The sequence below is a fragment of the Hahella sp. KA22 genome (genome assembly GCF_004135205.1).
GTDB lineage: Bacteria > Pseudomonadota > Gammaproteobacteria > Pseudomonadales > Oleiphilaceae > Hahella.
Window position 1 is genome coordinate 3882678 of sequence record NZ_CP035490.1, and the last position, 20363, is coordinate 3903040.

Annotated in this window: 22 protein-coding genes; 12 read left to right on the forward strand and 10 right to left on the reverse strand. The window is 51.8% G+C overall.

Annotated elements, in window-relative coordinates:
- Positions 1 to 28 precede the first annotated feature (28 nt).
- The 11 genes from EUZ85_RS17335 to EUZ85_RS17395 all read left to right on the forward strand — a co-directional run bounded on the left by EUZ85_RS17335 (position 29) and on the right by EUZ85_RS17395 (position 11392).
- Positions 29 to 724 (forward strand): SctK family type III secretion system sorting platform protein, encoded by a 696-nt coding sequence (locus tag EUZ85_RS17335; RefSeq protein WP_127970471.1) that lies wholly within the window; start codon positions 29 to 31, stop codon positions 722 to 724.
- Positions 703 to 1332, forward strand: coding sequence for a type III secretion system stator protein SctL (gene sctL, locus EUZ85_RS17340; protein WP_127970472.1), 630 nt, complete (start codon positions 703 to 705; stop codon positions 1330 to 1332). The genes EUZ85_RS17335 and sctL overlap by 22 nt, the downstream gene beginning before the upstream one ends.
- A 229-nt stretch (positions 1333 to 1561) precedes the next feature.
- Positions 1562 to 5866 carry an RHS repeat-associated core domain-containing protein gene (locus EUZ85_RS17345; RefSeq protein WP_127970473.1) on the forward strand — a complete coding sequence of 1435 codons (4305 nt, stop codon included), beginning with the start codon at positions 1562 to 1564 and terminating at the stop codon, positions 5864 to 5866.
- 19 nt (positions 5867 to 5885) lie between these two features.
- Positions 5886 to 6257, forward strand: coding sequence for a hypothetical protein (locus tag EUZ85_RS17350; protein WP_011397082.1), 372 nt, complete (start codon positions 5886 to 5888; stop codon positions 6255 to 6257).
- A gap of 53 nt (positions 6258 to 6310) precedes the next feature.
- Positions 6311 to 6745: a hypothetical protein gene (locus EUZ85_RS17355; protein WP_127970474.1), complete on the forward strand. Its 435-nt coding sequence runs from the start codon at positions 6311 to 6313 to the stop codon at positions 6743 to 6745.
- An 8-nt stretch (positions 6746 to 6753) separates the two neighbouring features.
- Complete coding sequence (locus tag EUZ85_RS17360; protein WP_127970475.1) at positions 6754 to 7146, forward strand: hypothetical protein; 393 nt, start codon at positions 6754 to 6756, stop codon at positions 7144 to 7146.
- Between the two features lie 369 nt (positions 7147 to 7515).
- A complete protein-coding gene (locus EUZ85_RS17365; RefSeq protein WP_127970476.1) occupies positions 7516 to 7827 on the forward strand; it encodes a hypothetical protein in 312 nt (103 codons plus the stop codon).
- 241 nt (positions 7828 to 8068) lie between these two features.
- A protein-coding gene (locus EUZ85_RS17375) for an IS3 family transposase (RefSeq protein ID WP_127970478.1) occupies positions 8069 to 9228 on the forward strand; the annotation gives its coding sequence in 2 pieces (ribosomal slippage) (positions 8069 to 8333 and positions 8333 to 9228; 1161 coding nt in all).
- A gap of 355 nt (positions 9229 to 9583) precedes the next feature.
- Positions 9584 to 10618 (forward strand): IS630 family transposase, encoded by a 1035-nt coding sequence (locus tag EUZ85_RS17385; protein ID WP_129498748.1) that lies wholly within the window; start codon positions 9584 to 9586, stop codon positions 10616 to 10618.
- An 18-nt stretch (positions 10619 to 10636) separates the two neighbouring features.
- A complete protein-coding gene (locus EUZ85_RS17390) occupies positions 10637 to 10909 on the forward strand; it encodes a hypothetical protein (RefSeq protein ID WP_127970479.1) in 273 nt (90 codons plus the stop codon).
- The gene (locus EUZ85_RS17395) at positions 10910 to 11392 is read left to right on the forward strand and encodes a hypothetical protein (RefSeq protein WP_127970480.1); all 483 of its coding nucleotides are present in this window, start codon (positions 10910 to 10912) and stop codon (positions 11390 to 11392) included. It begins immediately after the preceding gene.
- Between the two features lie 420 nt (positions 11393 to 11812).
- Here the strand turns inward: EUZ85_RS17395 and sctU are convergent, their stop codons facing one another.
- The 10 genes from sctU to EUZ85_RS17445 form a co-directional block, all read right to left on the reverse strand.
- Entirely contained in the window at positions 11813 to 12850 is a 1038-nt protein-coding gene (gene sctU, locus EUZ85_RS17400; protein WP_127970481.1) for a type III secretion system export apparatus subunit SctU, read from the reverse strand.
- Between the two features lie 65 nt (positions 12851 to 12915).
- Positions 12916 to 13701: a type III secretion system export apparatus subunit SctT gene (gene sctT, locus EUZ85_RS17405; RefSeq protein ID WP_127970482.1), complete on the reverse strand. Its 786-nt coding sequence runs from the start codon at positions 13699 to 13701 to the stop codon at positions 12916 to 12918.
- Between the two features lie 36 nt (positions 13702 to 13737).
- The gene (gene sctS, locus EUZ85_RS17410; protein ID WP_127970483.1) at positions 13738 to 14007 is read right to left on the reverse strand and encodes a type III secretion system export apparatus subunit SctS; all 270 of its coding nucleotides are present in this window, start codon (positions 14005 to 14007) and stop codon (positions 13738 to 13740) included.
- 104 nt (positions 14008 to 14111) lie between these two features.
- Positions 14112 to 14759, reverse strand: coding sequence for a type III secretion system export apparatus subunit SctR (sctR, locus tag EUZ85_RS17415; protein WP_127970484.1), 648 nt, complete (start codon positions 14757 to 14759; stop codon positions 14112 to 14114).
- Positions 14746 to 15939 (reverse strand): type III secretion system cytoplasmic ring protein SctQ, encoded by a 1194-nt coding sequence (gene sctQ, locus EUZ85_RS17420; RefSeq protein ID WP_164887276.1) that lies wholly within the window; start codon positions 15937 to 15939, stop codon positions 14746 to 14748. Before sctQ ends, sctR begins: the two co-directional genes overlap by 14 nt.
- Positions 15936 to 16553, reverse strand: a complete 618-nt coding sequence (locus tag EUZ85_RS17425) for a type III secretion HpaP family protein (RefSeq protein WP_127970486.1) — start codon at positions 16551 to 16553, stop codon at positions 15936 to 15938. The genes sctQ and EUZ85_RS17425 overlap by 4 nt, the downstream gene beginning before the upstream one ends.
- The gene (locus EUZ85_RS17430; RefSeq protein WP_164887277.1) at positions 16550 to 17062 is read right to left on the reverse strand and encodes a type III secretion protein; all 513 of its coding nucleotides are present in this window, start codon (positions 17060 to 17062) and stop codon (positions 16550 to 16552) included. Before EUZ85_RS17430 ends, EUZ85_RS17425 begins: the two co-directional genes overlap by 4 nt.
- Positions 17063 to 17075: 13 nt before the next feature.
- On the reverse strand, positions 17076 to 18422 hold the full coding sequence (sctN, locus tag EUZ85_RS17435) for a type III secretion system ATPase SctN (RefSeq protein ID WP_129498749.1): 1347 nt from the start codon (positions 18420 to 18422) through the stop codon (positions 17076 to 17078).
- A 262-nt stretch (positions 18423 to 18684) separates the two neighbouring features.
- On the reverse strand, positions 18685 to 19497 hold the full coding sequence (locus EUZ85_RS17440; RefSeq protein WP_206618093.1) for an ImmA/IrrE family metallo-endopeptidase: 813 nt from the start codon (positions 19495 to 19497) through the stop codon (positions 18685 to 18687).
- Positions 19494 to 19853 carry a helix-turn-helix domain-containing protein gene (locus tag EUZ85_RS17445; RefSeq protein ID WP_127970489.1) on the reverse strand — a complete coding sequence of 120 codons (360 nt, stop codon included), beginning with the start codon at positions 19851 to 19853 and terminating at the stop codon, positions 19494 to 19496. The genes EUZ85_RS17440 and EUZ85_RS17445 overlap by 4 nt, the downstream gene beginning before the upstream one ends.
- Positions 19854 to 20113: 260 nt before the next feature.
- Between EUZ85_RS17445 and EUZ85_RS17450 the strand changes: the two genes are divergently transcribed.
- Positions 20114 to 20362, forward strand: coding sequence for a multiubiquitin domain-containing protein (locus tag EUZ85_RS17450; RefSeq protein WP_127970490.1), 249 nt, complete (start codon positions 20114 to 20116; stop codon positions 20360 to 20362).
- The last annotated feature ends 1 nt before the right edge of the window (position 20363 follow it).

The window sequence follows — 20363 nt, forward strand, 5'->3', positions numbered from 1 at the left end:
CCACGGTGACCCCAAGGTGAGTTCGTCAATGCGAGCAGAACTTCTCATTCAGGCGGCCCGATTTAACGGCGCCCCGGGCATTTACGCTGACGCCAGCTGGTTCGCGCCCTGGCTGACGCCTACTCGATTAGCCGCCATGCGACGTCAGTCTGACGCCGCAAGAACCCTGAACCGTTTTTTGCTGGAGCAGCCGGAGCCTTTAGAGCCCGTCTACACGGAGGCGTTTGCCGATCCATTACTACAGTTGCTGACGCAAACTACGTTGAATATCCCTCAACTCGCCATGTGGGCGGGATTGGCGCTCCATCATCGGGGCTTGAAGCGAATCATTTGCGGACGTCGTCAGCGCGAATTAAAAGTCGCGTTTGGGGAGGAGGGCTATTGTTTCGCTTTGGAGCGGGTTCAGTTTATGGTGGGCGCCGCCTGGGATCATATCCCCGCGCTGGCCGACGAGGATGCGCCGGCAGTCTATAAAATGATCCAATGTGCGGGAGTAACGTTGCTGGCGACGGCGTCAGCGAATCTGCCGCCACCTGCGCAAAAACGCCTGGCGTTTTTCTTCTCCAAGCAACAGTCCCATTGCTTCGCGCATTGTCCTACAAATGATGAAATGCCCGACATAACGTTGGATGCAGGCCACCCTGACGCCGTGGAAAAGGCGAGGGGATTGCTCTTTAAAATTGCCCAAGAGGTCATGTCGAAATGGAAGCCAATTTCATTTTAATCAGAAACATACAAAAGAAAGTTAAAGTTAGAAATAGCCTTATTAAGGCGTTTGATTACCAGTCCTGGTATGACGCGGACAGGCTCATCGACGCCGCCCGCGCCGAAGCGGATGCTATCCTGGCTGACGCGAAAAGACGGGCGCAGGAGGTGTTAGAACACGCCTATCAAGACGGCTTGGCGAAGGCCAAAGAGGAAAGCGCGGAGCGTCTGGTCACCGCCAGTATGCGGGCCCATCAGATGTTGCAGATGGCGGAATCGGATTTGATTGAGCTGGTGAAGCTCAGCGTGGAGAAACTGTTTGGCGATATCGGCGATGAGGTGAAAATCGCGAGCCTGATTGAATCCGGCCTGGCGTCCTTGCGCGAGGACTATCGCGTCACAGTCCATGTCGCGCCAGAAATGGAAGCTCAAGTGAAAGCGGCGTTGCCGGATGTCCTGTCTCACTTTCCGGGCATCGAATACTTCGACATCACAGCGGACCCACGACTTTCCCGCGACGCCTATGTGCTGCAGGGAGACGCCGGCATAATCAAAGGCTCCATCTCCGACCGCTTCGCCAAGCTGAATACGCTGGTGGAACAAGCCCTGGCCGCCCCCCAGAACTAAAGGTTCCTCCGGGAGCGCGGGCGGCCCGCCCGCATTCTTGTCAGAGCACTTACCAGCAGGTCAACGGGCCTTTTCCCCAATGGCATATGCCGAATGGTGGATTGGGCCGCCAACAGGCCAAACGTACAATGTAGCGCGCCCGGTCGCCAATGCGGCCAGATTTGTCGCTTTTCCAATTATCATTTATCCGTCTCCGCCCCAGTGGCCTTTAACAAGGGATGTTTCCTGCATGCATTACCCCCGTCGCTTCCAAGTCAAACATCACTTGGATATCGTCGCCGATGAGTTGACGCGCATTGAGTCGCCCACCACCGCCATCGGTTATATCGAAAAATGTCTGAGTGACGGAGACGGGCGCGGCAAAGAGTTCGACGCCTTTATCGCCTCGCTGCAGGGAAGTCATTTCCAGTCCACCGCCAACAAATTTCCCGGCCGCACCGCAGCGTCGTTCAACACCTGGCGCAACACCCTGATTCGCGAAGCGCGCCATGGCAATGTGTTGCTGGTTGTGGATAGTTCGGAAAAGCCTTTTCATCCCCTGATCGTTGAGAAGAACAAAACGCTGACGCCGGGGCAGTCCAACACCCACGCCGCCACCCAATTGCTGAACCGCCTGAAGCCGGTGAAGACGCCGTCGCCGAAACGTCCGGCGGGAACCGCCGCGGGCGGCGCGGCCGCCTCCAATCCCATGGCGGAAAGCCATCCTTCTTTCAACGGCAATGTGGGCTGGGCCAGCGTCCAGAGCGAAAAAACCAGCTACGGCGCGCCGCCGCCTCCTGCTTCGTCAGAGCCCAGTCCTGAAGAAACATCCGTCAGCGACGCCAGCGGCCACAACGATAACGGCGACACCCAGACCGCCAACGACGAAGCCTGCGTCAGCGGCGATCCGGTGAGCATGATCACCGGCGAGGAGCTGCTGGACCTGGTGGATTTCACCTTGCCCGGTCCCATGCCTTTGGTGTGGAAGCGCACCTATAAAAGCTCCAACAACCATCAGCGCGGCCTGGGCGTCGGCTGGACGCACCTGTTGTGTCAAACCCTGGAAGAGGACAACGGCCGCATCACTTTCACCAGCGACGAAGGCCGCTATATCGACTTCCCGCGTCCCCTGATCGAACAGTCCAGCCGCAACGCCGCGGAGCGCATGACCCTGCATCGGGTGGACGAAAACACCTATGCGCTGCAGCAGCTGGGACAGCCGGATAAAGTCTTCGTCGGCGGCAATGGCGCCTACCGCCTGGAAGCCCTGGTGGACGCCCTGGGCAATCGCATCGACATTGCTTACTGGCAGGACGTGGACGGCTACGAACGCCCCATCACCCTCCTGCAAGCCAGTTGGGGACCGCGTCTGCATATCCTGCACAACGCCCAGGGACTGATGTGCGAAGTCCAGTCGATCCAGGCCAACGGCGCCGTCGCGCTGGCGACTTACGAATACGATGAGCAGCAGGACCTGATCCGCGCCGCAGACCGGGCCGGCGCCAGCGAGAGCTACGCTTACCGGAATCACGTCATCACCCGCCGCACCCTGAAAACCGGTTTCAGCTTCTATTTTGAATGGAGTCAGTACAGCCCCAGCGGCAAGTGTCTGCGTCAGTGGGGCGATCGCGGCATTTACGATTACCGTTTCGAATGGGACACCCGGAACAAAGTCTCCCACGCCTTCGACAGCAACGGCGGCAAAACCACTTATCATTACGACCACCGCGGCAAGATCATCAAGGAAATCGATCCCGAGGGCGGGGTCACGCGCATGGCCTACAACAAACAAGGCCAGCTGGTCGAGCATATCGACCCGGAAGGCGGCGTCACCCGTTACGTTTACGACGAGCAGGGGTTATTAACGCAACTGACCGACGCCACTGGCGCGTCTTACAAAATCCGCTACAACCACCGCGGCCAGCCGGTGGAGATGATCAATCCGCTGGGCCATAGCTGGCGTCGCGAGTACAACGGCAAAGGGCTGCTGACCAGCGTCACCGATCCCCTCGGCAACCAGACCCGCTATGTCTACAACGAACGCGGCCTGCCGCAGACCATCACCGACGCCGCCGGCAACGAAAAAACCTTCGTCTGGAATGCGCTGGCGCAATTAGTCAGCGAAAGCGTCAACGGCCGCCGCACCGAGTACCTGCTGAACGAAGACGGCGATATAGGCGCGGTTGTGGACGCGGATCAGCGCACCACCGAGTACGAATACGACCTGCTCGGCAACGTCACTCGCGTGCAGCATCCGGACGGCTCCGCCGTGCAGTTGCGTTACAACGCCAACAGCCAGCTCACTCACTTTATCGACACCGCCGGTCGCTGCACGGAATACGTGTACGACGGCCTGTCCCAGGTGCGCAAAAAGATCGATCCCAACGGACAGGTGTTTGAGTACCTGTACGACAAAGAACGCAACCTGATTGGCCTGATCAACGAGAAGGGCGAGCGCTACAAGCTGGGCTATGACCGCAATGAGCGTCTGATCCGGGAAATCGGCTTCGACGGCCGCATTCAGGAGTATCAGTACAACCGCGCCGGTCATTTGCTCTCTCATCTGGAAGGCGTCCACATCGACCTGCCGTCGGAACAGGCCAACACCACTCGCTTCAGCCGCGATCCGCTGGGCCGGCTGCGGGAAAAACACAGTCCGGACGGTGAGATCAGCCAGTTCCACTATGACGCGGCGGGACGGCTCACTGAAGCGAGCAACCCTCACCGACAGCTGCGCTTCGCCTACAACGCCCTGGGGCAGCTAACGGAAGAGCGTCAGGACCAGCATGTGCTGCGGCATGATTACGATCCCCTGGGACTGCGCACGCAAACCCAGTTAGCGGACGGAACCCGGCTTAACTTCGCTTACGATCAACATGGCCTGTTCAGCGAAGCCCGCTACAACGACAACCTGCTGACGCAGATCACCCGCGACGCACAGGGTCGTGAAGTCGCCCGCCAGCAGGGCGCGTTGCGGTCCCAATACGAATACGACCTGATGGGTCGCCTGACTCGCCATCGCGTCGGCCATGAAGCGAACAAAACACAACTGATCGACCGTCGCTACCAATACGACCACCATGGCAATCTGGCGCTGATCGACGATCTGCAGAAAGGGACGACCCGCTACCATTACGACGCCCTGGACCGCCTTAAGCAGGTGGAGAGTTACTGCAATGAGCAGTTCGACTTCGACCCGGCGGGCAACATTCTCTCAGACACTCAGTCAGGCGTATCGCACACCAAAAAAGCCAACCGGTTGGACTTTTATGGCGATCGCCACTTCGACTATGACGACGCTGGCAACCTGGTGCGGGAGCGTCGCGGCAAAGGCGGCAAACTGGAAACCCGCTACGTCTACAACAAGCAGAACCAGCTGATTGCGGTGGAGAAAGACGGCCAGCGCACCGAGTACCGTTACGATGCTTTAGGCCGCCGTATCTCAAAACAGGACGCCTTCGGGCAGACGGAATTCCTGTGGAACGGCGACGTGCTGCTGTCCGAACAACGCCAGCACCTGCGCAAAGTCTACGTCTACGAACCCGACACCTTCCGTCCGCTGGCGTTCATCCAGGACGAAAAAGTCTATCACTACCACCTGGATCACCTGGGCACGCCCCAGGAAATGACCGACGCCGAAGGAACCCTGGTCTGGTCCGCCCGCTACAAAGCCTACGGCGCCCTGGCGTTGCAAGACGTGGAAAGCGTCCACAACCCGCTACGCTTCCAAGGTCAGTATTACGACGAAGAAACCGGCTTCCATTACAACCGCCACCGGTACTATGATCCCCAAAGCGGCCGCTTCATCAACCAAGACCCCATCGGCCTCCTGGGCGGCGCCAATGCCTACCAATATGCGCCAAATCCGGTGGGATGGGTTGACCCGTTTGGGTTGACGGCGAAGCCAGGGGATTGTCCTCCGACTTCCCCTGCACTCAAGGACAGTGTTTACAGTGCTGAAAATATCGCACAGCGTGCAGCTGAGTTTAACTACCTGCGAGAGTTAGATATAAAAAATAACGCCATGTTATCAGCTCAACAAAGGGCTAAGCTGATCATGGAAGATATAGCGCAAATGCCTGCGCTAAAATCAATCATTGCTAAAGTCAAAGAAATGGACCCTAGCGCCAAAGTTGGCTTTAGAGGAAGTATGACCACAGGCATGAAAGGACCACACAAGCTTGGTCAAGCGAAGCAGAGAGTAAAATTCGATGAAAGCGTTGCTTTCAAAAATGATAAACCCTATACAGATGAGCAGGGTTGGGATGTCGACTTTTTTGTTGTTAGTGACGCAATGAGAAGTAATCGCAATAGATGGCAAGGACTGAGGTCTTTAGCTTCTGATGATTTAATAAGTGATATAGACGATCTAGACATTCAATTAAAAAGCAAGTATCCGAAAGGTCAATCGATAAAAAATAGATCATACAAAAATGAACACGATGACCCAACTGGATTTAAAAAGGAGGAAAAAATAGATTTTAGAATATGGAATAGCGAAGAAATATCAAAAAACATGAAAGACGGAGACACTCCCTCTTTCATAGACAGCTAATAACTATCTGGAGCCACAAGTGAAACACCCTGGATTTATAGGAATGATATGTATTGAGCCAGAGCTCGAAATACATACAGTTTTTGAAAAGATAAAAAATACGTTTAACTTTATAGAATTCAAAGAGATTCACAGAGATGACGTTGTCTCCTTTATTGCAGAGAATAGTAATTTTAGAGTTGCCCTATACGGAGCCCCACAAGACGCCCCCAATGCATTATATGGGCTTGATTATGTAAGCTACACAGACTCGTTACTGCCTTCAGACCTTGAAAAAGAAATAAAAGAATATAATGATTTTGAAATACATATTTTCTCCAAAAGATATGAAATATCATCTCAATTGGCAAGTTGGATAAAAAGAAAAACAAATCTTAATGCATTCAAATAAGAATAATGCGGAGCTCAAATAGACAAAAACTATCCCCTGCACTACCTCTGCCTATGAAAATCCCCGATTTCCACCATCGCGGGCGCAAAGAAGCCAGCCATTTTCTACAGAACGTGAATCCAGAACTTGTAAATGCTATTGAGAAGAAGTTTCCTGGCATGGTTAAGTACGTAGAAATACCAATACATAAAGTGCAAGAAAAAGACTGGATCGGGCCGCCTCAAAATATAACCGACTTAGATGTTCTATTAAAAAATGGAGTAGTCATTCAAGTTAAAACGGGAAAAGGGAAAGGTCTCGTTCAGCAACTTCAAGAGAGCTCAGATATCACAAGAATGCCCGCTATTGGTTTTGATGCCAATAAGTTTGCAAATACAGGAAAACCAGATATTTCGTGGAACTTAAAAGGAAATGTCCAAAAAGCTGGCTTCCAGTTTACCAACGATGTTGATGAGTTATTGGATATGATTTCAAAGTACAGAGAATAGGCATTAGCATGAAAGACTTTATTATTTTTACACCTTCACATGTAGTTTTGAACAATATCAGTCTGCTTTTCTCTGGCAAAGAATACTTTATGAGCGTCGACCATGCTGAAATATATATTTCAAAAAAAGAAAATAAAGAGAGCTTTTTCAAGATTAGAGACATTCCTAGTATCATTGAGTCATATGACTCGGAAGAGTTAGATTTTGTTTATGAAAATATTTCCTCATCATTTAATATGTATTTGTGCAACTATAGAAGCGTCGAATTTGCCAAGCATATAATCAATATTATTGCAAAAAAAATTTCTGTGGTAGTCGATAATGACTTTGATCAATTGATGACGGGAGAGGAGTTTCTGAGAAGAACTATGCAAGAACCGGATTGGGATTGGACTCGATAAGCTCAAAATAATACCTGTACATTGAAGGTAGGTAGTATGATACGGGTCTCAAGCGTTCATCCAGGATGGAAGTCTATAACCACTACTTTGATAGTTTGGGGCGACCCAGGAAATGATCTGTGCTAGGGAATGCAGCGTCCATTTCAACCGCCATCGGTACTATGCTTCCCAAAGCAGCCGTTCCATCAACCAAGACCCCGTCGGCCTCCTGGGCGGCAAGCTAAGGCTATTGCTGCCTCAAAAGTCGGCTCAAAATGCTCATTTATTCACGCTTTTTCGACGACTTTTTCCTTGCACTGGCAGCCTCGCCAACGTTTTTCAGAGATTCCTTAAATAATTACGAAAAAACATATAAAAATGGACAAGAAAATGGCAAGTAAAGACGTAAGAATACCTGAAATGTACTTAAGGAAGATTGAAGCCGCAATCGGCGCCACCATCGACCCAAGCGAGGAGAGTATGTTTTCAAGCTTTCAAGAGGTTGATGAAATAACGAAATCACGAGCCAGGGATATTTACTACAAACTGGATGAATTGAGAGCTGAAAGTTATCTTAAGTATGTACTATCAGAGAAGCTCGACCGCAGTCATATCTTTTCATTTTTAGTAGATGTGATAATTGGCGGTATGGATCTGGACGAATGGACCAAGGAGGAGCTAGGTGCTTCGGACCAAGATTAATAGAGATAAAAGAGGATTCGAAACTATCTATCAACCAATTTATGCTTTGGCCAAGTTTTATTAGACGTGATAGCAATGGAAGATAATAAAGTAGCAGCAAGTATAATCACAAACAGCACCAATGGAGTTCTAAGTATCACTGTCACTTTTAGTAACACAGGAGAAACAAGCTACTGTAGTGGTCTAATAGTCCCGGACACATTAATAAGAGACAATACCCGTCAACGATTAAGGTGTCAGCATGAGTCAGAAAAGGTCGTATAAACAGTATACAAAAGAGTTTAAAGAAGAGGCCGTTTCCTTGGTGCGCGACCAAGGTTATTCCGTCCCAGAAGCGGCTAAATCCCTCGGCATTAGCGCCAATATGCTCTACAAGTGGAAGGAAAAAATTGAAGCCCAGCTTGAAAACCAGGTTCTGGCTGAAGACGAGCGCGCCGAGTTAAAACGGCTTCGCAAAGAAAACAAAGAGCTGCGCATGGAAAAGGAAATTCTAAAAAAGGCTTCGGCCTTCTTCGCGAAAGAAATGAAATAAAGTTCGCCTTCATTCAAGCAGAGTCGAATCGCTTCCCTGTGAAAGTGCTTTGCCGGGCTCTGCGTGCAAGTCGATCAGCATTCTATGCCTGGCGTCGGCGCTCCGCGCCGGTGATCCATTTTGATGAGCTTCACCTGCATCGGCGAATGAAGCGACTGTTTAAAGCTTCTCGATGCAGTCTGGGCAGTCGAGAGATGATGAAGAAGCTACGCGAAGAAGGCTTTCAGGTGGGACGCTACCGGGTTCGCAAGCTCATGAGGCGGCTTGGTCTTCAGGTCACGCAACGCGTTGCTTACAAACCCACTACAAGGCGCAAACACCATCATGCGGTGGCGGATAACTTGTTGAATCAGAATTTTAATCCTACAACGCCCAATCAGGTTTGGGCTGGCGACGTGACCTATCTGAAAACAGGGGAAGGCTGGATGTATCTGGCCATTGTCATGGATTTATATTCCCGAAGGATCGTCGGGTGGCGCATCGACAAGCGCATGACAACGAGCCTGGTCAGCCAGGCGCTGATCAAGGCTTATAATTTGCGGAAGCCGCCCAAGGGCTTGGTATTCCATAGTGACCGAGGCTCTCAGTACACCAGCGGACATTATCGAAAACTACTGGAAAAGTATGAAATCAGGGCAAGTATGGGCGATGTGGGAGCCTGTTGGGACAATGCGGTGGTTGAACGCTTTTTTGGGAGTCTTAAGCATGACTGGATATTCAAAATCCCCCAGCCCACCCGGGAACACATGAAGCAGGATGTCGCAGCCTACATGAGATATTACAACCTCGAAAGACTGCATACGGCGAACAATGATATGTCGCCGGTTAATTATGAAAATTCTCTAAAGAAAGTGTCCGGTGGGATTTGACCAGAACACTACTTCCTGAACAAAAAGCTTGCCTTCCATAATGGTATATACACAATTTCATGCTTGTCATTAAATGCAGAAGGAAAAGAGATAAAAAGAAGGATAAATATAAAAGTAAAGCCATCTTCGTTTCCTGATGACTATATAGAAATCAAGCCTCATGGCTCACACAAGGGCAGTCTTATTCTAAATGAGTACTTCAACCTGCCTGATTCAGGAATCATTTCGATACAGTACCAAGCTTCGCCCAGAAACCCTATAACCGGGGATGTTGACGTCATTAATTCAGCCATAACAGAAATAGAAATTGGAGACTATTAATCCGGCGCCGATATAAGCATGATACAATGCCCGCATGATTATAGATGATGCTCGCTCATTACCTGCCGCCGCGCAGGAAGAAAAAAGAAAACAAGCCGTGCGACTGCGCAAGCAGGGATACAGCTATCACGAAATAGCCGATAAGGTCGGTGTCCATAACCTGACGGTGGGTAAATGGATCAGAGCTTATGAAGCGCAAGGGTTTAGCGGGATTAAGTCAAAGCCCCGCGGACGAGAGCCCGGTTCAGGACAGCGACTGACGCTAACCCAGGAGAACCGAATCAGGCTTTTGATTACCGATAACAGCCCGGATCAGCTCAAGCTGGAGTATGCGCTTTGGACCCGTAAGGCGGTGCAGCAGCTCATTGCGCAGGAGACGGGAGAACAGCTGGCGATCCGAACGGTCGGCAATTATCTGGTCGCCTGGGGTTTCACGCCACAGAAACCGGCGAAAAAAGCGTATGAGCAAAACCCGTCTCTAGTCGAGAAGTGGCTGAAGGAGGACTACCCGGTCATCAAGGGACGAGCCAAGGCGGAAGGGGCGGAGATCTATTGGGGAGACGAGACAGGGCTGCGAAGCGACGCCCAGCATGGGCGGGGCTATGCGCCTCAAGGGAAAACGCCGGTGATTCGCCTGAACGCCAGGCGGGAGTCCACCAATATGATCTCAGCGATCAACAACCGGGGCAAAGTGCGGTTTCAAATCTATGACGGCACAATGGACGCGGACCGGTTGACAGGGTTCATGAAGCGGCTGATCAAAGACGCCAGACGCAAGGTTTTCCTGATACTGGACAATTTGAGAGTCCATCACGCCAAGGTGGTGAAAGCCTGGCTTGAGGAGAACCGGGACCATATTGAAGTATTCTATTTACCCGCCTATTCCCCGGAATTGAACCCGGACGAATACCTGAATTGTGACTTAAAAGCGGGAGTTCACGGTGGTAAGCCGGCGCGAAAGAAAGGGGATCTCAAAAAGAAAGTTCAATCACATATGTGTATGTTGCAAAAGAAACCTGAGAGGGTGAAAAAATACTTTAATCACCCAAGCATCAAATATGCGGCATAGAATGCCTATATCGATGCCTTGTTAATAACCTCTGATGACATTCTCATTAAAGCTTTTGAGTATGAAGGACAACTCGTAACAATTAATAACAGAGGATTGGCTGCTTTAAGCAAAGCAGGACTAAGACCTACAAATATCAAAATAGTAGAGCCTACAAAAAAAGAATTGAATCGACTACTTGATGAGCCTATTAACTCAAACCTAAAAATACCAGGCGAGAAAATAGCAATAACACCTGGGAAGAATGATTTAGAAGTACTGGAAATAATTGAAACACCAAAGGACTCATAAATGAACAAGCAAGTGTTGCTAAATGTACAAGTTCCATGGCAAGTCAGTCCATCGACACCTGATTTAACTCTGAATTTTTCAGAGCTAAACCAGGAAGGTTATATTAAGTTTTTAGGTCTTTTCGGGAAACATACGAATCTAGGAGAAAAGATAATTACACTTTCTTTCAGTGGGCTAGGGTGGATTAAGGTAAGCCCCCCATTTAGCGACAGAAGTATCTTGGATGAATCAGCCTTTGATTTAACAAAGATAACAGGTATGCGTCGTATGGGTGAGTCTATATCGGACTGGATGAAGCGCTTTGATTCTGAGTGGAGTTTATCTAATACTTGCCCAGACTCACAGTTTTACACGGTCGAAAACTCAATTTTTAGCCAAGAGGTTAATGCAGGCAAGTGGGGTTGCAAGCACTTTATTCTAAGCGGAGAGCGCTCAAGTGTGGAAATACTTGCCAGAGCATTTCAGTGGAGTAAGAAAAATTAATAAGTAAAAAAACTTTTATTTTTCCACTTATCATTCTTTCATAATTTTAAATGAAGAGCTCATGACGGTGCTTCAGTTTAACCTTAAGTAAACAGGAAGAGTTACTCTGGATGCTGATGGTTCGTTAACATCTATTAGATCCAGTAAGTAGCCAAATAAAAATTTTCTAATAAAATAGGCGACTTACGACCACTCAATCTGATCATATTTTGCACCGTGAAGTACGTCAATCATCTTAAGCCCGCTGAAATGATGACTTCTCCAAGCTCAGCGTAACATTTGATGCAAGAAAACCGATATCCGAGGCTAAGATAATGCGAGTCCCTTTTGGCGCGAAGTTGAAGAGGTAATAGATATCTGGTCATTAAACCAAAACAGCTGATGCAGGCTTTCGGATTAAAACCTCTTACCTGCAACCTCCTAACTCTCCAACCCAGCCACCCACTTCAACACTTCCGCCACCGGCTCTATCAACTCTGAAGGGATGTAGTTCTCCAGTTCGGCTTGGGCGTATAGGGCGCGGGCAAGGGGGATGTTTTCCATGATTGGGATGCCTTCTTTGGCGGCGATTTTCTTTACTCTTTGGGCGGTGGTGTTTTTGGCTTTGATAATGACGGTTGGCAGGCTGCGTTTGTCGCCGTCGTAGTAGATGCCGATGGCGATGTGGGTGGGGTTGGTGACGATGACGGAGGCTTTTTTGATTTGGCTGATCATGCCGCCGTCCAGCATTTCACGGTGAATCTGTTTGCGTTGGCCGATGACTTCCGGGTTGCCCTCAGCGTCTTTATATTCCCGTTTCACTTCATCCTTGGTCATGCGCAGTTGTTTTTGGTGTTCGTGCTTCTGATAAAGAAAATCCAGCACCGCTACGATCACAAACGCGAACATGGACACCATCGCCAGTTGCAGCATCAGGTGGCCGATAAAGGACATGATGCAGTCTGATCCGCAGTGGGGGAGTTTGCTGATGTCGTTGAGATTGGAGGTGATCACCCAGTAGATCAGGATGGAGAGGAACAGGATTTTTACGATGGACTTGAGCAGTTCCACCAAGCTCCGTACTGAAAACAGTTTCTTGACGCCTTCCACCGGGTCAATTTTCTTAAGATCGAACTTGACCGACTCCATGGCGAACAACGGGCCGACATGCCCGACATTAGCGACCACCGCAGTGACGATCACCAACAGGATAAAAGGGAGCAGGATGTCCAGACTCTTCTCGAACACACCATTCAGCACCGCCTGTAATGCTTCCTCGAAGGGCTGACCGTAAAAGCGTGGGGGCAAATCGATCAGGCTTTGCAGCGCTTCCACCAAACTATAACCGGAAGCGAACAGGAGTCCGTACATGGCGATCATCATGGCGGTGGACACCAGCTCCTTGCTGTGCGCAACCTGGCCTTTTTTGCGGGCGTCGCGCAGTTTTTTTGGGGTTGGCTTCTCGGTCTTTTCGCTCATCGCTTTGGCTTTCTTACATTTATCTGTATGGGTGGTCGTGAAGGCTTACACTAACTGACGGTTGTTCAAGACAAGAGGTTGAACAGCGGTTGCAGCAGACCGTCGATATCCGCCAGCAGCTCGCTGAAATAATGGATTACAAAGCCTGCGTAGACGCACAGCAGCGCCAGTCCCACCGCGCTTTTCAGCGGCATCGCCAGGATGAACACGTTCAGTTGCGGCGCGAAGCGGCTGATCAACGCCAGGCCAAACTCGGTCAGGAACATGACGATCACCACCGGCGCGCCCAGCAGCACGGTAAGGCGCATCAAGGTGTCTAGTTGCGCCAGGAAGAAGCCAGGGCCGTCCAGTGAGAGAGAAGGGAAAAATGCAAACACAGGCCAGACCGCGTAGCTCTTGTACAGCGCATAGAGCATCAGCAGAAACGTCCCACTGATAAAGAACAGGGTAACCAACGATTGCGTCAGCAGAATCCCCAACGGAGAGGTTTGCGATCCGGACAACGGGTTTAGCGCGCTCGCCATGGTGGCGCCGCGCTGGTTATCAATGAAAAAGCCCACCGATTCGATAGCCCAGAACGGCATCACCAGTACAAATCCCATCGCCAGGCCAATGCCGACTTCTTTAACGATAATCAGCAGCAGATGCAGCCCGTCCAAAGTCTGGGCGTCCAGTCCATGCTCGACAAGCGGATAGGTGATGAGGGAAAAACTGGCGACCACGCCGTTGCGGATCATCGCGCCGCCCAGAGCCTGTTTGGACAGAAACGGCAGCATCATAAACATCGCCAACATGCGCACGGACGACATAAAGAACACAAACAACGTGTGGGAGATCAGTTCAATATTCATCAGTCGTTCTTCGCTTGCATCGGCTCTTCATTTGCATCAACCGGCCACATCGGGAATCGCGTCGAACACCAGCACCGTGTACTGGTACATCTCGATGCCGAGCCAGCGCGCGGTCAGGTAAAGGGTGGCGACGATGGCCACCAGCTTCACCGCGAACCCCAGGGTTTGTTCCTGGATCTGCGTCACCGCCTGCAACAGGCTGACCAGCACGCCGGTAAAGGTCGCCACCAGGATCGGCGGCATGGAAAGGATCAGCACCAGCATCAGCGCTTCCGTGGTGTATTGAATAACGTCGGCTTCGGTCATAGCTTCACTCTCTGTCATCCGGTTTTATCGGTCTCTACTCAAATGCTTGTCCGTACTTGAGTCCGTTCTGCGGCGGTTCTGTGTATGGGATGAATGGCTGCCGGCTATTGATAGGCGAGCACCAGCCCATGGATAAGACGCGTCCATCCGTCCATCAGCACGAATAACAACAGCTTGAAGGGCAGGGAGATGGTCATGGGGGAGACCATCATCATGCCCATGGCCAACAGGATGTTGGAGATGATCAGGTCGATCGCCAGAAACGGCAGATAAATCAGAAACCCGATTTCAAAGGCGCTGGTCAGTTCGCTGGCGGTGAAGGCGGGAATCAGCACAAAAAAGCTGTCTTTCTCCAGTCCTTTCGCGACGTCTTCCGGCCAGATTTCCGCCGCCGTCTCATGAAAAAACGTTTGCTCATCCTCCGAGCCGTGCCGTTGCAGAAACGCCTTGTAAGGCTGCGAAGCGGTGTCCACGAGCGCTTTCAACTCCTGCGTATTCTCCAGGGAGATCGGCTGACGGCTGAGTTCGTTGTAAGCAGAGATGCCCACCGGCGCAATGATGTAGGCGGTCAGGATGATGGACAGCCCGTAGAGCGCCATGTTCGGCGGGATCTGCTGGATGCCTAAAGCGTTACGCAGTAACCCTAAGACTACGGCGATCTTCACGAAGGACGTAGCCATCACCGCAAAGAACGGGATCAGAGCGATGCCCGCCAACCCGAGGGTCAGGTAAAAAGGATCAGGCAACGTCATGTTCGTTCTCCTGTTCTTTCTGCTGCTCGCTCTCCTGTATGGGACCAGTCTCAGCGGAGACAACAGGTGTGAGCGACAAGCGGGTGATGCGGGCGCCGATCTGATCGCCTACCTGCACCAGTTCGGCTTCCGCGATGGGCTGACCCTGAACCAGCAGCGTGACGGCGCCGGATAAAGGCTTGTCGAGGGCGAGCGTTTGCCCGGGCGCCAGAGACTGAATCTGGCTAAGGGTGGCGATGCGCCGGGCGACCTCAAAGACCACCTCAACGGGAAGGTCATGCAGCGGCTGCAACGGCGTATCGTTGTTGGGAGTCGTTGTGTGTGTCATAGGTGGGTCCGTATTGATATGGGTGAGAGTGATGTCCTGGCGCTGCAATGTCCCGTAGCCCAAACGCCTGCCGCAGACGCTGAGCGCGACAGAATAAACGCCAACGGCGGGTGAATCGCCGATTGGATTGATCGAGGCCGGCGGCAGCAGAACAATGTCGTTCAACTGCAATTGGCGGAGTTCGTCATAAGTGAGTTCGGGACCATCAATGCACGCGCTGAGCGTCAGAGGCAGATGAGTGATGGCCAGCGTCGAAGACGATTGCGACCAGTAGAGTGGCGTCTTGTCTTGCGCCAAACCGAAAGCGTCCTGCGCCAGATCGAGAGTCTCATGAGAAAGGGCGACCGACGCCCAACCTGTTTGGCGACCATAAACACACCGACAAAACAGGCTGACGGAATCCTGCTCCTGGGCAGGAATGGGAAGTATCGTCTCGACTTCAATGTGCAAGCCGCTGGCCGCGGATATCTGATCAATCAACGGCGCCAGCGCAGCCTGCAGCAACGCCAGTTGTAGCATTGCCGGGATTTTCTCAAACGGCAGCGACGCTAACGCTTCTTCATTGGGCTGGCCTGCGTGGTCATCTAACGCTGAGAGCAGAGTGTCCAAAAAGCGTTGATCGAAGCGTAACGACGCCGAGGATTGATCAAGTCGAAGTTGCACGCTGAAGTTAAGAAGACGAGCTTCATTGGGAGCGACAAACTGTACCTCAAGAGGCCTCGTCGCCAGTTCAAATATGGTTCCTGCACCAATAGGAAATAACGACTGCAGTCGCAGCGCTACCGGGTCTACCTGGGGGAGCGCCAATGGCTTCGCGGCGACGGAGGCTGCATGTATACGCAAGGCGGTCACAGCGGTCTCCCGATAGATTCAGCTGACTGGGCGTAGGCATCGGCTATCGAATCTGTATCACGCCCATGCACAATGTCTACTTTGACCTTGACGCCGTCTTGTCCGTATCGGCGTTGCAATGATTGCAGCAGGCTCGCCCGGCTCTGATGCAGTTGCTGATAACTGGCGGCCGCCGCGGTGGCGAACTGCACCGTCAAAACGCCGTCCACTTTGGCGATACTGAGCGTGGTATCCGGCAGTTGCGGGCTTTTCAGATCCATCCGGACTTCATGCAGCCCGGGTGTTTCGGCGCGCTTCACATACATCTGGTCAATCAGCTTCGCCACTAGATCCGCAAGTTCCTCCGTAGGCGACGTCGGCGTCGCCGCGTTTGTCGTGGCGAGTTGATTGCGGGGATCATGCAATGGGGAGAGATAGCCGCTTTGCAGTGAGTGAAGGGCTTCGTCTCTCTGATCGGAACTTTCCTGCTCCCCACGTTCAAGCTGCCGCTGAAAGCGCGCTAACGCCTCTTCATCCAACGCTGGTTTTCTGTGCTCATTGCTGCGGAATTTGGGCGCATCATGTTGCTCTTTTGCGGCGCTCCTGATTTCCCCTTGCGGTCGCTGCGCATTCATCTCGACGCCTCCATCTCCAAACCGAAACCCGCCGTGGCCCCGGCGGGAAATCGAAGGCTGTCCGCCGCCATTTCTTCCGCCTGCAGTTCCTCAAGGCGAATGCGGTCCTGCTGCAGCGCTCCCTGAAATTCCTCGGCCAGAATGGCGAACTTTTCCTGCGCTTTTTGCGCTGCTTTCAATTGGTCCAGCGCGGCTTGCAGCTTTTGTTCGGCGGTGGCTTCCTCTGCTTGAATCTGTTTGAGCTGGCTCGCCAGGTCGTTACTTTGAACTTTGAAATACGCCACCCGACTGTTGTAGTCGTCCACCTCTTGCAGGCTGGCGGGTTTACCGGCCAATTCCGCAAACAGGCGGTCGCTTTCGCGGCGACGCCATTGCTGAAAATCGGTGAATGCGTGGGCGGACTGACTTCTGCGTTCGCGCAGGTCCGCCAGGGCGATTTCGAGGCTTTTGACTTGTCTGGCCTGACGGTTTGTCCGGTGCTGTTTGATTTCGGCGATGCTGGCGATCATGGCTGAGTCTCCGTTAGTGTTGGGCCAGGGATTGCAGTTGAGCCAAGGTGTCCGCCATGGAGCAGGGGGCGCCGTCATGCTGTCTCAGGAACTGGTTAATGGGTTCGATGGCCTTGATCGCGGCGTCGGCGAGCGGGTCCGTTCCCGGCTGGTATTCCCCGATCCTGACCAGCAGCTCGATTTCCTTGTAGCGGGCCAATAGCTGCCGCAGCCGTCGCGCCTGTTGCAGTTGTTCCTGCGTGGCGATGTCATTCATCAGGCGGCTGCTGCTGGCGAGAATATCCACGGCGGGGAAGTGGCCGGATTCGGCTAAGGCGCGTGACAGCACGATGTGGCCGTCCAGAATGGAGCGTACTTCGTCCGCCACCGGCTCGGTCATGTCGTCGCCTTCCACCAGCACGGTGTAGAGCGCGCTGATCGCGCCTTTGGCCCCAGGGCCGGCGCGTTCCAGCAGTTTGGGCAGGGTGGCGAAGACGGTGGGGGGAAAGCCTCTGCGCGCCGGAGGTTCTCCCGCCGCCAGGCCAATTTCCCGCAGCGCCCGGGCGAAGCGGGTGACGGAGTCCATGAGCAGCAGCACCCGTTTGCCTTGATCGCGGAAGTATTCGGCGATAGCCGTGGCCACGTAGCCCGCCTTCACCCGCTCCATGGCGGGGCGGTCGGAGGTGGCGGCCACCACCACGGCGCGTTGCATGCCTTCTGCACCCAGATCCCGCTCGATAAACCCTCTGACTTCGCGACCGCGTTCGCCGATCAACCCGATCACGACGATGTCGGCGTCCGTATGGCGGGTGATCATGGAGAGCAGGGTGCTCTTGCCCACCCCCGCCGCCGCGAACACGCCCATGCGTTGCCCCTCGCCACAGGTGAGCATGCCGTCAATCGCGCGCACCCCGGTGGTCATGGGCGTTTCCACCCGTCTGCGGGTCAATGGGTTAGGGGAAGCGCTGATAATAGGATAAGGGACGCCGCTCGTCAGAGGCTCGCCGTCATCAATAGGCGCGCCCAGGCCGTCCAGCACACGCCCCAAAATACCCTCGCTGATCTGGATCTCATGGCTGCGGCCCGTGGGAATCACTTCGGTATGAGCGGACAAACCTTCCATCTCACTCAACGGCGTCAACAACGCCTCCTGCCTGGAAAACCCGATCACCTCCGCAAGAATGGAACGCTGCGACTCCGGGTCCACCAACTCACAAATCTCACCGATCCGAACCCCATTCACAGACGCCTTAACAATCGTCCCCACCGCCTGCGTCACCCGCCCCCGCACCTGCGCAAAATCCGCCTGCTCCACCAACGACCGCAACAACCTGGCCCTGGACGCGGAAAACGCGCTATCACTGAAGACTGTCTGATCCATAGCATCCACACCCTGAAAAAACACCGCGAAAGCGGATTGATATTTGGTTTAGGGGCAGATTAGAGGGGGAGAGGGAGAGGCTGTATCAGCCGGGGGATCTAATTTTTTTGGGGGCGCTGTAATAAGAAGTTCGCAGGATGGTTTAGATTTTTTAAGGTTGTCCTAATGATGGAATGTTGGCTCGTATCTCTTGTCAGAATATGTTCGTATTCGACCAGAAGCAGACATTGAAATAAGTAAGCTGTCTCAGCATAGGTTTAATCTAATCCTTAGCATCTACTAGGCAATCGTCATCATAGGCCAGAAGAGTGTAGCTGAAGCCCTCATTGAGGAGAATTGAGCTGTAATAAATTGTAGATAAACGTCCATGTTTTGAATAAGGGTTTACCCAGTCTATGGCATCAGCTTCGTCAAAATCAGTAGGATGGTTTTCAGTTCTCACATCGGTAAGGCTTGTTTGTTGTTCCCTTGTAAGTGGGCTTGGCTCTATGAAATAGGCAAAGTCGTTCATAGACACAAATCTTATAAACTGCCCGTTTTGATGAATGATTAATGCCGAAGGTGATTTACTGGAGTAGGCCATTTTCCTGTAGGTGGCTTCCAAAGATGCCTCACAAGCTCTGGAAACAATATCAATATTTGACCAATTGATATCTCCGTCCGTCAGCTTAGAGATTAATTGTTGAGGTATTAATAGCCCCGATGCAAAACCGTTCGCTTCTTGTTCGATGGGATCATTGAACTGATTCGATAGTTCTTTTGTTCCACATTCGAAAGAGTACTTTACCATGGGCATAATGTGCATACATACATGCCCTAGTTCGTGGGCTGCAGTAAAGTTTAGCCTGCCTGGGTCGGGAATATTAGAATTGATGTAAACCAAAGCACCTTTGCTGTTCCCTTCTGCGCGACCGAGAATTTTATCGGAGTCGAAGGAGTGAAGCTCCATGCTAAGTTTGAAATCATCTGAGTGAATAGACCGGGCGACATCAAACGGTCGCACCGGCAGCGTATCGTACCCGAGGTCCTCTAATAAACTTTCGGCTTCTGCGATTCCTTTCTGAATTTGTATCATTTTTTGGTCATCTTCCTTAGTCGTTCCGCCATACTGATAAGCATTTCCTGATCGTCTTTGCTCAACTCCTCAAGCATACCCCATTTACGGTGGAAAGCCCGGGTCTCTTCATCTTCTAGCGAGACAGTATCCGCGATTTCTCCTGTAATTTCGTGCACGGGAACCTTCAGCGCTGACGCAATTTTTCTCAGGACGACAATGGTAGGTATCCGCTTTTCACCTTGCTCAATTTTACTTAAGGCGGCGCCAGTAATACCGGCTTCCTCCGCAAGTTTAGCCTGCGTCCAATTGATAGAAGATCTTAACCGCTTGATATTACTGCTAATAATTGCAGCTTGTTGTCTCTTGTCACTCATTTTTTAACTCCTGTTAATAAGAATTTTAACACCCGTTGACATTTGTGCCTAGGTGAATGATTATATTAACCGTGGTTAATATTTTGTCGTAACACATGTTAATGGGGCGGGATGGCAATAATTCCACCGAAAAGTGATGAGCATCAACGAAGCAATCATCAAGGCATTACGAGTTACGCGAATAAGGACGTTTCTTTAATGTAAAGATCTCGTCCAAGACAACGTTCAAGGTCATTCGTAAAGAAGAGTGAGGAAGTGAAATGAGTAGTGAAGAATCAAACCGCCCCGAGTTGTTCATCGACAATGAGCGCTTCGACTGGGACAAGGACGTCATCACCGGTGCAGAACTGCGAGAGTTAGGCTCATTGCCAGACGATGTAGAGATCTTTTGGAAGGTGCCGGGTCAACCTGATGTACCCGTTGAGAATGAAAGGGTCATTAACCTTACTGAACATCCAGGTCCAGACCGCTTTTCAACCCAATCCGTTGGTTCTCAAGCGGGGGCATAGA